Origin of the sequence: Cellulomonas sp. FA1 (assembly GCF_000986825.1) — a bacterium.
Lineage (GTDB): Bacteria > Actinomycetota > Actinomycetes > Actinomycetales > Cellulomonadaceae > Cellulomonas > Cellulomonas iranensis.
Map to the genome: position 1 here is coordinate 419904 of NZ_LBMY01000001.1, position 12252 is coordinate 432155.

11 protein-coding genes are annotated in these 12252 nt (G+C 77.1%); 3 read left to right on the forward strand and 8 right to left on the reverse strand.

Annotation, left to right across the window (positions count from 1 at the left end):
- Nucleotides 1-17 precede the first annotated feature (17 nt).
- The gene (locus GY42_RS01840) at nt 18-1139 is read right to left on the reverse strand and encodes a GNAT family N-acetyltransferase (protein WP_046528016.1); all 1122 of its coding nucleotides are present in this window, start codon (nt 1137-1139) and stop codon (nt 18-20) included.
- Between the two features lie 125 nt (nt 1140-1264).
- Here GY42_RS01840 and GY42_RS01845 point away from each other — a divergent pair, with 125 nt between their 5' ends.
- Complete coding sequence (locus tag GY42_RS01845) at nt 1265-1759, forward strand: acyl-CoA thioesterase (protein ID WP_046528017.1); 495 nt, start codon at nt 1265-1267, stop codon at nt 1757-1759.
- Here the strand turns inward: GY42_RS01845 and GY42_RS01850 are convergent.
- From GY42_RS01850 to ptsP, 5 genes are all read right to left on the reverse strand, one after another.
- Entirely contained in the window at nt 1740-3440 is a 1701-nt protein-coding gene (locus GY42_RS01850) for an SDR family oxidoreductase (RefSeq protein WP_046528018.1), read from the reverse strand. The two genes, GY42_RS01845 and GY42_RS01850, sit on opposite strands and share 20 nt — an antisense overlap.
- 64 nt (nt 3441-3504) lie before the next feature.
- Entirely contained in the window at nt 3505-4497 is a 993-nt protein-coding gene (locus GY42_RS01855; RefSeq protein ID WP_046528019.1) for a DNA topoisomerase IB, read from the reverse strand.
- 79 nt (nt 4498-4576) lie between these two features.
- On the reverse strand, nt 4577-5476 hold the full coding sequence (locus GY42_RS01860) for an acyl-CoA thioesterase (protein ID WP_046528020.1): 900 nt from the start codon (nt 5474-5476) through the stop codon (nt 4577-4579).
- Nucleotide 5477: 1 nt separating this feature from the next.
- A complete protein-coding gene (locus GY42_RS01865) occupies nt 5478-5861 on the reverse strand; it encodes a globin (RefSeq protein WP_046530430.1) in 384 nt (127 codons plus the stop codon).
- A gap of 100 nt (nt 5862-5961) precedes the next feature.
- Nucleotides 5962-7647 (reverse strand): phosphoenolpyruvate--protein phosphotransferase, encoded by a 1686-nt coding sequence (gene ptsP / locus GY42_RS01870; RefSeq protein ID WP_046528021.1) that lies wholly within the window; start codon nt 7645-7647, stop codon nt 5962-5964.
- Between the two features lie 305 nt (nt 7648-7952).
- On the opposite strand from ptsP, the gene GY42_RS01875 reads away from it, so the two are divergent.
- On the forward strand, nt 7953-8183 hold the full coding sequence (locus GY42_RS01875; protein ID WP_046528022.1) for a glucose PTS transporter subunit EIIB: 231 nt from the start codon (nt 7953-7955) through the stop codon (nt 8181-8183).
- Nucleotides 8184-8196: 13 nt separating this feature from the next.
- Entirely contained in the window at nt 8197-8664 is a 468-nt protein-coding gene (locus tag GY42_RS01880; RefSeq protein ID WP_046528023.1) for a PTS sugar transporter subunit IIA, read from the forward strand.
- A 51-nt stretch (nt 8665-8715) separates the two neighbouring features.
- Here GY42_RS01880 and GY42_RS01885 read toward each other — a convergent pair whose 3' ends face one another.
- Both GY42_RS01885 and GY42_RS01890 read right to left on the reverse strand, forming a co-directional pair.
- Nucleotides 8716-9894 carry a mechanosensitive ion channel family protein gene (locus tag GY42_RS01885; protein ID WP_236686688.1) on the reverse strand — a complete coding sequence of 393 codons (1179 nt, stop codon included), beginning with the start codon at nt 9892-9894 and terminating at the stop codon, nt 8716-8718.
- Complete coding sequence (locus tag GY42_RS01890; protein ID WP_046530432.1) at nt 9891-12071, reverse strand: prolyl oligopeptidase family serine peptidase; 2181 nt, start codon at nt 12069-12071, stop codon at nt 9891-9893. Before GY42_RS01890 ends, GY42_RS01885 begins: the two co-directional genes overlap by 4 nt.
- Nucleotides 12072-12252: the final 181 nt, after the last annotated feature.

Below are 12252 nucleotides of genomic sequence, written 5' to 3' on the forward strand. Positions count from 1 at the left end.
TCACGGCGCCCGGCACGTCACGTCGTGCGCCGCTGCCACCCCGCGCTGACCGCCTGCGGCGCGTACCCGAGCGCGACGTTGATCGCGAGCATGTGCGCGTTCTCCTGCGCGTTCCACGTGTGCAGGCGGCGCTCGCCGGGGCGCCAGGCGGTGTACGCGTCGAGGTTGACGGCCTTGACGAGCATGCCGAGCCGGCGACCGCGGTGCTCGCGCAGCACGAGCGTGTCCTCCTGGAACCCGAACGGCACGTCCGGCACGGGCACCTCGAGCACCGTGAACGCCGCGAGCGTCCCGGTCGGCACGTGCTCGGCGGCCGTGAGCAGCACGCGCTGGTGGCGCTGCGCGCGCGTCAGCAGGTGGTGGCGCACCCGCTCGGCGTCCCAGCGCTCCTCCTCGGTGTCGTACCCCGCGTTCGGCGCGTCCGTGCTCATGCGGGTCCACAGCACCGCCAGCGCCGGGAGCCACGCGTCGGGCACGGCGTCCCACCACGTGTGCGTGCGATAGTCGGGGCCGGCGGCGGCACGCGCGTCGGCGAGGAGCGCGGCGCGCGCGTCCTCATCGCCCGGCAGGGTCAGGACGGAGTGCCGGGCGACCTGCTCGAGCACGTAGCCGTGGCGCTGCGCGAACCGCACCGCGTGCGCGTCGGCCGGCACGCGGCCCTCGCCGGTCGGCGCCTCGAGCGCGCCCGGTCCGGGCGGCGGCTCGGGTGCGTGCGTCGTCCAGGCCAGCAGCGACGTGCGGTCGTGCGCCGCGGCGACCTCCTCGACGTGCCGCAGCAGCGCCGTGCCGATGCCCTGGCCCTCGTGCCCGGGCCGGACCGCGACGTCGACGTGCGCGACGTGCGTGTTGTCGGCGTGCGGCAGCACGATTACGCCCACGCCGAGGACGTCGTCGGCGGCGGGGCTCGCGGGCGCGTCGGGGGCCAGCGCGACGGCCACGAGCTTCGTCCCGTAGTCGTCCGACAGCAGGATCGGCACGCGCACCACGAGCGGCGCCCACAGGTCGGTCCAGCCGTGCAGCGCGTGCTGGCGCGCGTGGTCGATGTCGCACAGGGCCTGCACGGCCCACGCGTCGGGGTGGGCGGGGTCGCTCGGCGTGCGCGGGGCGTCCTCGACCCGCCACGTGGTGGTGCTGCTCATGGCGACCACCCTGGCGGGGGCCGGGTGTGCGCGGCCACCGATTTCCCGCGGCGTCGCGTCCCGCGCGAGGATGGCCGGGACGGGGCGCGCAGGGGCGTCGGTGCGGGCACGACGAGGGGACGGGCATGGCGAGGATCGAGGTGCCGGTGCAGCTGCGCTGGTCCGACATGGACGCGTACGCGCACGTCAACAACGTCGAGATGCTGCGCCTGCTGGAGGAGGCGCGCATCGAGGTGTTCTGGCGCCACCCCGACGCCCCCGACGGCACGCCGGCCGACGGCGGGCGGCCCACCGCGGTGCTCGACGCCGGGCCCGGTGCGCTCACGTCGACGCTCGTCGCGCGCCAGGAGATCCAGTACGTGCGGCCGCTGCCGTACCGGCGCGCGCCCGTCGTCATCGAGCTGTGGATCGGGCACCTGGGCGGCGCGAGCCTCGACGTCTGCTACGAGGTGCGGGACGCGCCGACGACGACGCCCGGCGCGACCGTGTTCGCGAAGGCCGTCACGACGATCGTGCTGGTGGACACCGCGACGGGTGCGCCGCGCCGGCTGACGGCGGACGAGCGTGCCGTCTGGGAGCCGTACCTCGAGGAGCCCGTGGTCATGCGCCGTCGCGCGTGACGCCCGGCTCCGCGCCCCCGCGGTCGCGGCGCGCGCGCTCGGCGCGCTCGGCGGCCCGCGCGACGTTGCGCTGCATGCCGCCGAACACCACGCCGTGGAACGGGTACACGGCCCACCAGTAGAGCTGGCCGGCCAGGCCGTGCGGGTGGAACAGCGCGCGCTGCGCGAAGACCACCGGCGGCCGGCGCCACTGCTCGGGGTCCCAGGCGCCCGCGCCGTCGTCGTCCGCGGCCGCGTCGTCGTCCGGCTCGACGCGCAGCTCGAGCCACGCGAGCCCGGGCAGCCGCATCTCGGCGCGCAGCCGCAGCAGCCGCCCCGGCCGGATCTCCTCGACGCGCCAGAAGTCGACCGCGTCGTCGACGAGCAGCCGCGCGGGGTCGCGGCGCCCGCGCCGCAGCCCGGGGCCGCCGACCACGCGGTCGAGCAGGCCGCGCACGCGCCACGCGAGCGACCACGAGTACCAGCCGCGCTCGCCGCCCACGGCCTCGACGACGCGCCACAGCGCCGCGGGGGAGGCGTCGACGCGCACGCGCCGCTCGTCGACGTACAGCGAGCCGCCGGCCCAGTCGGGGTCGGACGGCAGCGGGTCGCTCGGCGCCCCGGGCGCCGCGGCGGACGACCACCGGGTCGCGACGCTCGCACCGCGCACGCGCGCGAGCGCGAGGCGCACCGCGCGGTCGAAGCCGATCAGGCCCTCGGGCGGGTCGGGCACGTACGCGGCGACGTCGTGCTCATCGCACACGACCTCGTGCACGAGCGACTCCACGAGCGGCCGCGCGAGCCCGCCCGGCACGGGCGTGACCAGCGAGACCCACAGGCTCGACAGCCGCGGCGACAGCACGGGCACGGGCACGATGACGCGCGGCGGCAGGCCCGCGATGCGTGCGTACCGCTGCATCATGTCGCGGTACGTCAGCACCTCGGGCCCGCCGATGTCGAACGCGCGCGAGACGTCCGCCGGCATCGCCGCCGAGCCGACGAGGTAGCGCAGCACGTCGCGGATCGCGACGGGCTGGATGCGGTTGGAGACCCACTTCGGCACGGTCATCGCCGGCAGCCGCTCGGTGAGGTACCGCATCATCTCGAACGACGCGGAACCCGAGCCGAGGATCACCGCGGCGCGCAGCACGGTGGTCGGCACGCCCGACGCGAGCAGGATCTCGCCCACCTCGGTGCGCGACGCCAGGTGCGGCGACAGCTCCTCGCCCTCGGGGTGCAGCCCGCCCAGGTAGACGATGCGCCCGACGCCCGCCTCGCGGGCGGCCCGCCCGAACACGAGCGCGGTGTGCCGGTCGCGCTGCTCGAACGACCGGCCCGTGCCCAGCGAGTGGATGAGGTAGTACGCGACGTCGGCGCCGTCGAGCGCGGCGCGGATCTGCTCGGGGTCGGACGCGTCGGCGCGCACGGCCTCGACCTGGTCGTACCAGGGACGGCCGCGCAGCCGCTCGGGGTGACGCGCGAGCGCGCGCACGCGGTACCCCGCGGCGAGCAGCTCGGGCACGAGGCGACCGCCGACGTACCCGGTGACGCCCGTGACGGCGACGAGCGGCGCGTCGGGCCGCGGCCGGCCGTCGGGGCCCGTGCCGGGCACGAGCCCCGGCAGGGTCGTCGCGACGGGCGTCGGCGCGAGGTCGGCCTCGGGGGCGGTCCCGGGCGGGAGGTCGGGACGCTCGTCGCTCATCGCTGCAGTCTGCGGCCCGCACCGGTGCCCCGCACGCCGGGCGACCGCGACGCTCAGCGCGTGCTCAGGACGTCAGCAGCTCGAGCGTGCGCCGCTCGCCGACCGCCTGCGAGCGCGTGGGCGCGATCGTCACGCCGCGCTCCCACAGCTCGACGACGCGCGGGTCGACGTACGACGCACGCGCCACGGTCGGCGTGTTGCCGAGCTCCTCGGCGACGGCCTTGACGACCGACGTGACGACCCGGCGTCGGCCCCGCTCGCTGGCCGGCGGGGGACCGGCGTCCGCAAGGCCCCGCGCCGCGAGGACCGTCGCGTGCCACGTCCTGAAGTCCTTGGGCGTGGCCTCGCCGAGCCGGTCGCGCACGTAGCCGCCGACGTCCGCGCTCGTCACGTCGTGCCAGCCCGCGTCGTCGCGCCACGCGAGCAGCTCGGGGCTGTCGTCGCGGCGGCGCAGCAGCGTGCGGACGAGCTCCGCGACGGTCTCGTCGTCGACGACCGTGTCGCGCACCTGCCCCGACTTCGCGGGGAAGCGCAGGTGCACCGCGCCGGGGCGGCCGTCCTCGTCCGGCAGCACGTGGACGTGCTCGCGGCGCAGCGTCGCGAGCCCGAACGAGCCGTGCCGCCGCGTGTACCCCTCGGTCCCGACCCGCAGGTACGCGCGGTCGAGCAGACGGAACGCGAGCGCGAGCGCCTTGTCCCTCGGGAACCCGTCGAGCGCGAGGTCCGCCCGCACGCGGCGCCGCGCGGCGGGCAGCCGGCGGGCGACCTGCAGGACGTGCTCGTGCTTGAGCCGCGCCCGCCGCGCGTGCCACTGCTGGTGGTACAGGTACTGGCGGCGCTCCGCGTCGTCGAGGCCGGCGGCCTGGATGTGCCCCTGCGGGAGCGGGCAGATCCACACCTCGCGCCACGCCGGCGGGATCGCGAGCGTCGTGATCCGGTCGAGGTGCTCGGGGTCCGCGATGCGACGCCGGTCCAGGTCGAGGTACACGAAGCCCGAGCCGGACCGTCGCCGCGTCCACCCCGGCTGGTCGATGCGCACCCGTCGGAGCCGAACCATGCGGGCAGTGTCACCCGGCCCGCGCGGTCGCGCATGCCGGACCGGGTGACGTGCGCCGCACCGTTGGCGCGAGGTCGCGTCAGGCGTCGGCGGGGAGCCGGATCATGCCCTCCTGCGCCATCGACGCGACGAGCGTCCCGGCACGGTCGAACACGCGCGCCGCGCCCAGGCCGCGCCCGCCCTGCGCGCTCGGCGTCGACTGCACGAACAGCAGCCACTCGTCGACGCGCACGTCGCGGTGCCACCACATCGCGTGGTCGAGGCTCGCCATCGACTGGTTCGCCGAGACCCACGCGCGGCCCGCGCGCCGCAGCACGGGTTCGAGCATGACCTGGTCGCACGCGTACGCGAGCAGCGCGCGGTGCAGCAGCTGGTCGTCGGGCAGCGGCGCGCGCGCCCGCATCCACACCATCTGGCGGCCCAGCGGCGAGTCGGTGTCGGGGGCGAGGAACAGCGAGCGGCCCACGTGCCGCAGGTCGAACGCGGACTCCTGCGCCCAGAACCGCGCGGCGGGGTGGTCGATGCCCGCGAGCTCGTCGAGCGCCGAGCGCACCTGCGTCGGCTCGGGCACGTCGGCGGGCATCTCCTCGGCGTACTCGAGGCCGCTCTGGTGCTCCTGGAACGACGCGATCATCGACAGGATCGGGCGGCCCTCCTGCAGCGCGTGCACGCGGCGGGCCGTGAACGAGCGGCCGTCGCGCAGCCGCTCGACCGAGAACTCGATCGGGATCGTCGGGTCGCCCGCACGCAGGAAGTAGCCGTGCAGCGAGTGCGGCAGCCGGTCGGCCGGGACCGTGCGCCCCGCCGCGACCGTGGCCTGCGCGAGCACCTGCCCGCCGTAGACGCGCGCGCGGGGCCCGCTGAGGTTCGGGCCCTGGTAGAGGTCCGGGTACGTCGGGTCGGCGCTCAGGTCGAGCGCCTGCAGCACCGCGGCGGTCGCGCCGCCGTCGTCGGGGAAGTCGTCCGTGGGGCGGCCCATGTCAGTCCTCGAAGGTGTTGATCAGCGAGTGCGCGGCGCGCTCGAGGTAGTCCCAGAGCTGCGCCCGGTGCAGGGGAGCGAGGTCGAGCGAGTCGACGGCGGCCCGCATGTGCGTGAGCCACCGGTCGCGTGCGTCGGGGTTGACCTTGAACGGCTGGTGCCGCATGCGCAGGCGCGGGTGGCCGCGCTCCTCGGAGTACGTGGACGGACCGCCCCAGTACTGCTCGAGGAACATCGTCATGCGCCGCGCGGCGGGCCCGAGGTCCTCCTCGGGGTACATCGGCCGCAGCACCGGGTCGGCGGCGACGCCGCGGTAGAACTCGTCGACGAGCCGCACGAACGTGTCGTGACCACCGATCGCGGCGTAGAACGAGTCGTCTCTCACGCGCACCATCCTCACATGCGGCCCCTGCGCGCCCGCGGGCGCGCAGGTGTGCGTCGTGCCACGTCAGGGGCCCCGTCCGCGGCCGTCCGGGCCGCGGCGGTCAGAGCCCGAGCTCGTCGAGCACGGGCAGGTCCGCGCGCACGGCGGCGCGCGCGTCGGCAGCGCTCGGGGCGTCGGCGGCGCGCCGCGCGAGCACGCGGCACGTCGCGAGGTCGGTCGCGGCCAGCACCGCCGCGACGTCGGGCAGCGCGCGCGGCGTCATCGACAGCGACGTCACGCCGAGCCCCACCAGCACGACCGCGAGCGCGGGGTCGGCGGCGGCCTCGCCGCACACCCCCACGGGCCGGGCCTGCGCGGCGCCGCCCTGGCAGGTCGCCTCGACGAGGCGCAGCACGGCCGGCTGCCACGCGTCCGAGAGCGCCGCGACGTCCCCCAGCAGCCGGTCGGCGGCCATCGTGTACTGCGTCAGGTCGTTGGTGCCGATGCTCGCGAACCGGGCGTGCGCGAGCAGCGGACCGGCGAGCAGCGCGGCGCTCGGCACCTCGACCATGATCCCGGCGGTCGGCAGGCCGTGGCGTGCGCACGCCGCGACGAAGTGCTCGGTCTCGTCGACGGTCGCGACCATCGGGGCCATGACCCACGTCGTCGTGCCCGGGTGCGCGGCGGCCGCGCGGGCGATCGCCGTGAGCTGGTCCTCGAGGACGTCGGGGCGCGCCTGCGCGACGCGCAGGCCGCGCACGCCGAGCGCGGGGTTCGCCTCCGGCGCCGCGTGCAGGAACGGCAGCGGCTTGTCGGCCCCCGCGTCGAGCGTCCGGACGACGACCTTGCGGCCCTCGAACGCGGCGAGCACGCGGCCGTACGCGGCGGTCTGCTCGTCGACGTCGGGCGCCTGCGTGCGGTCGAGGAACGCGAACTCCGTGCGGAACAGGCCGACGCCCTGCGCGCCCGAGTCGGCGGCGGCCTGCGCCTCGGCCGGGTCGCCGACGTTCGCGAGCAGCTCGACGCGGTGCCCGTCGGCGGTGCGCCCGTCGCCGTCGAACGTGCGGGTCGCGCCCGCCAGCGCGCGCACGCGCGCCACGGCCTCGTCGGACGGGTCGGGCGTGGCCGTGCCCGCGGCCCCGTCCACGAGCAGGACGGTGCCCTCGGGCACGTCCAGCGCACCGGCCGCGGCGACCACGGCCGGGATGCCCCGCGCTCGCGCGAGGATCGCCGTGTGCGAGGTCGGCCCGCCGGCGGCCGTGACCACCGCGACGACCCGCGCCGGGTCGAGGGTCGCCGTCAGCGCGGGCGCCAGGTCGTGCGCGACGAGCACGTACGGCGAGGTCCGCACCGGGACGCCCGGGGCCTGCTGGCCCGTGAGCCGGGCGACGAGCCGGTCGCGCACGTCGAGCACGTCGCGCACGCGCTCGGCCATGTAGCCGCCCAGCGCCTCGAGCTGCGCGCAGACCGCGTCGGCCGCCTCCCACACGGCACGCTCGGGCACGAGGTGCTCGGTGCGCACGCGGTGCTGCGCGTCGGCCACGAGCGAGGGGTCGGCGGCCATCGCCGCGGTCGCGTAGAGCAGCGCAGCGACCTCGCCGTCGGCCGCGTCGGCCGCGGCGTCGAGCTCGTCGCGCACCGCCGCGGCCGCCCGTGCGACCTCCTCGGCGGCGCCGTCGGTGTCCGCCCCCGGCGGCAGACGACGCCCCGCGGGCGGTTCCGCGACCGCGTCGGGCAGGTGCACCACCGGGCCGACCGCACGCCCCGGGCTCACGCCGATACCCGTCACGACCTGCGTGCTGACCACCCGGACCTCCTCGGTGCGTGCCGGCGGCGCGGGGGTGGCGGGTGCGGGCCCGCCGTCGTCGCCGTGCCCTCGCAGTCTGGCCCGCCGACCGGCGCGGGTCCAACGGCGACACGCACCGGGCGCGCGCGGCGCCGGCTGCCCGGGCCGCCGTGCCGGACGCCGCGTGGACGCCACGGGCGGGTCGCGCGCCGACGGAGGTAGCCTGGGCCCACCGCACGCGACACGCAGGGGCCGAGGGCGCACGGGAGGCCGTTCTCCCGCGCCGCTCCTGCGCCACGCGGCGACGACGATCCCGGGGAGAGCCATTGAGCAAGGCAGAGCAGATCCTGGCCGCACTCGGCGGCGAGGCCAACGTGGTGGACCTCGAGCCCTGCATCACGCGGCTGCGTGTCGAGGTCGGTGACGCGCAGCTCGTCGACGAGTCCGCGCTCAAGGCGAGCGGCGCGTTCGGCGTCGTGCGCTCGGGCCGGATCGTCCAGGTCATCGTCGGCCCCGAGGCCGACAACCTGGCCGCCGAGCTCGACCACCTGCGCTGACCGGCGCCCGCGCGTGACGGCGCTCCGGCTCACGAGCCCCGTGCCCGGCGTGGTCCGACCGCTGGCCGCGGTGCCCGACGCCGTGTTCGCGCAGGAGATGGTCGGCCCCGGCGTCGCGGTCGAGCCCGACCGGACGGGCCGCCAGGACGTCCTCGCGCCGTGCGACGGCGTCGTGGGCGCGCTGCACCCGCACGCGTTCGCGCTCGAGCTCGACGACGGGCGCGGCGTGCTCGTGCACGTCGGCATCGACACCGTGAGCCTGCGGGGGTCGGGCTTCGACCTGCACGTCGAGCGCGGTCAGCGCGTGCGCGCGGGGCAGCGCGTGCTCACGTGGTCGCCGGTCGACGTCGCGGCGGCGGGCCTGGCGACCGTGTGCCCCGTGGTCGCGCTGCAGGGCGACGCGACGCACGTCACGGTGCTCGCCGCCGACGGCGAGCACGTCGTGGCCGGCGCCCCGCTCCTGGAGTGGGCCGCGGGCTGACCCGTCCGCCGACCTGCCGCGCCGCCGACCTGCAGCGCCGTCGACCGACGCTCAGGCGCGCGTCGGCCCCGGGGGCTCGGGCGGCTCGACGACCTCGTGGACCGGCGTGTCCCGGGGGTCGCGCGCCGGGGGAGCGGCCGCCGACGCGTCGGCGCCCGTCGCCGCCCCGTCCGGGGGGTCTGCGTCGTCCGCCGGCGTCGCGTCCACGGCCGCCGTCCCGCCCGCCAGCCGCTCCTGGTACGCCTCGAACGCCTCCCGCTGACCCGCGAGGGGGACGCCCGCGCGCTCCAGGACGCGGCGCACCTCGACACGCAGGTGCCGGGCCACCTCCCACTGCATCGCGGGCGCCGTGCGCACCGACAGCCGCAGCCCCACGGCGTCGGCGGCGAGCTTCTCGGCGCCGGTGACGCTCGGCGCACCCTGCAGGTACGCACCCACGACCGGGTCGGCGGCGACCGTCGCGGCCGCCTCCTCGAGCAGCGCGCGGGCCTCCTCGACGTCGACGAAGTAGTCGACGTCGACCTCGACGACCGCGGTCGCCCACCCCTGGGTCTTGTTGCCGACGCGCACCATCGAGCCGTTCGGCACGTACCAGAGCGTGCCGTCGCCGTCGCGGAGCTTGGTGACCCGGAGCCCGACCGCCTCGACCGTACCCGTCGCGGGCCCGACGTCGACGACGTCGCCCACGCCGTACTGGTCCTCGAGCAGCATGAACAGCCCGGACAGGAAGTCCTTCACGAGGCTCTGCGCGCCGAAGCCGACGGCCACGCCGACGATCCCGGCCGACGCGATGAACGGCGCGAGGTTGATGCCCAGCGCGTCGAGCACGAGGATCGCGGCGATCGAGCCGACGACGATCGACGCGGTCGAGCGCAGCACCGAGCCGATCGTGCGGGCGCGCTGCGCGCGTCGCGCGGTGGCGAGCGGGTTCGCCTTGAGCAGCACCGAGCCCACCTCGGAGCGGCCCAGCGGCCGCAGCACGCCGCGCTCGATCGCCGGCTCGCCCTCGGCCACGTGGCGCGTCACCGTCGAGATCGCGCGGCGCAGCGCGAGGAGCACGAGCGCGCTGATCACGAGGATCAGCACGATCCGCAGCGGGACGCCCACGAACCAGTCGCCCCACTGGGCGGCCCACTCCGGCACCGACAGGCCGTCGGGCGTGAAGGACGGCACGGTCGGGTCGTCGCTGGGGGTCGCGGTCGAGACGACCGCGCCCGCGCCCGCGATCACGCCGCACCCCCGCGCAGCGTCGCCAGGAGGCCCGTGCGGTCCGCCACGAACCGCAGCTGCTCGGCCGACAGCACGACCGTGCGCGACAGCGCCCGGGCGCCGTGCCCGACGCCGACCTCGCGCCGCAGCAGCACCGGCCGCTCGAGCGGGTCGGAGGACGTCGCGGCCTGCAGGGCCGCCGCGAGCTTGCGCGCGTGCAGCGGGTCGACCCGGGTGTCGCCCTCGAAGACCGTGAGCAGCACCGCGGGGTAGGCGGTGCCGTCGACCACGCGGTGGTACGGCGAGTAGCCCAGCAGCCAGCCCAGCTCGACCGGGTCGTCGGCGTCGCCGTACTCCTCGGTCCACGTCACGCCGAGCCCGAACCGCTGGTAGCGCACCATGTCGAGCAGCGGCGCCGAGCACACGGCCGCCGCCCACAGGTCGGGCCGCTGCGTGACGGCCGCGCCGACCAGCAGGCCGCCGTTCGACCCGCCCCAGCACGCGAGCGCGTCGGTCGTGGTCCACCCGCCGGCCACGAGGTGCTCGGCGACCGCGTGGAAGTCGTCGAAGACGTTCTGCTTGGCGCCGCGCATGCCGGCGCGGTGCCACTCCTCGCCCTCCTCGCCGCCGCCGCGCAGGTGCGCCACGACGTACACGCCGCCCGCCTCGACCCACGCGAGCGTGGTCGCCGAGTACGCCGGGTCGAGGCTGATCTGGAAGCCGCCGTAGCCGTAGAGGACCGTCGGGGCGGGCGCGAGCGGGCGCCCGTCGGCGTCGAGCCGGTCGGCGCGCGCCAGGACGAACGCCCGCACCGTGGTGCCGTCGGCGCTCGTGACCTCGACCTGCTGCGTGCGCACCGCGGGGACGTCGGGCACCTCGCCGGGGGGCTCGGCCCACACGTCGACGGCGCCCGTCCGCGCGTCGTAGCGGTGGACGCGGGGGACCGTCACGTGGTCGGTGTACGAGAACCACACCTCGGGGCCGCCCTCGGGCCGCGTGACGAGCCCCGGCACGGAGCCCAGCCCGGGCAGCGGGACCTCGCCCGTGCGGTCACCCGTCGCGGGGTCGTGCACCGTGACCTCGCTGACGGTGTGCCGGCGCCACGACGCGAGCAGCCCCGTCGGGCGTGCGGGGTCGCCGTCGTCGACGAACGCGACGCCCTCGAGCACCGCGACGTCGTCCTGCGGCAGCAGCGTGCGCCAGTGCGCGACCCCGGGCGTCGTCGGGTCCGTGACCGCGAGCCGGCCGCGCGGCGCGTCGAGGTCGGTGTGCACGTAGAGCCGGCCGTCGCGCGCGACCCACGCGCCGACCTCCGCGTCCAGCCCGACCGCGACCTCCACGAACGTCGGTGCCGCGTGCGCGCCGGGCGCCGTGAGGTCGGCGATCCACACGTCCGTGCGCGGCGCCGTGCCCGCCGACGCCGACACGACGAGCCAGCGGCCGTCGAGGCTGACCTGCACGCCGTAGTAGCTCGTCAGGTCGAGCCCGGCGCCGAACACCTCGACGTCCTGCTCGGGGGGCGTGCCCACGCGGTGCAGCCAGACCCGGCGGTGGTACTGCCGCTCGTCGGCCGGCACGAGGTCGGGCGCGACGCGGCGCACGTAGTAGAACGCGTCGCCGCCGGGCAGCCACGCGACGGGCGAGTAGCGCGCGCGGTCGACGGGCCCGTCGACCAGCTCGCCGCTCGCGACGTCCAGCACGTGCAGGACGCTCTCCTCGGTCCCGCCGTGCGACACCTGGTACGCCAGCAGGTGGCCCTCCTTCGACGGCTGCCACGCGTCGAGCGTCGTGGTGCCGCCCGCGTCGAGCGCGAGCGGGTCGACGAGCACGCGCTCGGTCGTCGTGCCCCCCGGGCCCGGCTCGGCGACCACGACGACCGCGTGCTCCTGGTCGCCCGCGCGTCGCGAGAAGAACCGGCGCTCGCCACGCCACGCCGGTGCGCCGACGAAGCCCGCACCGAGCAGCGTCCGCAGCCGCGCCGTGAGCGCGTCGGCCGCGAACGGCGTCCCCGTCGCGGCGTCCTCGGCGCGCGCGCGGTACGCCTCCCACAGGTCGTCCTGCGCGCGCGACCACGCCTGCGTGCGTGCGTCGTCGGCGTCCTCGAGCGTGCGGAACGGGTCCGCGACGCGGTGCCCGTGCAGGTCCTCGACGAGGTCGGTCCGGGGTGCCGCGGGGTACGCGGGAGGTGGGGTCGTCACGGCGCACCAGGGTACGGGGCCGGCCCGTGGTCCCGGCGTCGGCGACCCGACGTCGACGCCGGCGCGGGGTCCCACCAGCGCCGGCGTCGACCGGGGGACGTCCACGCCCTCCACGCCGACGTCCGGCCCTACGCTGCCGGGCCTCGACGGGCCGACGCACGGGCCCGGGAGCCCCACCTCG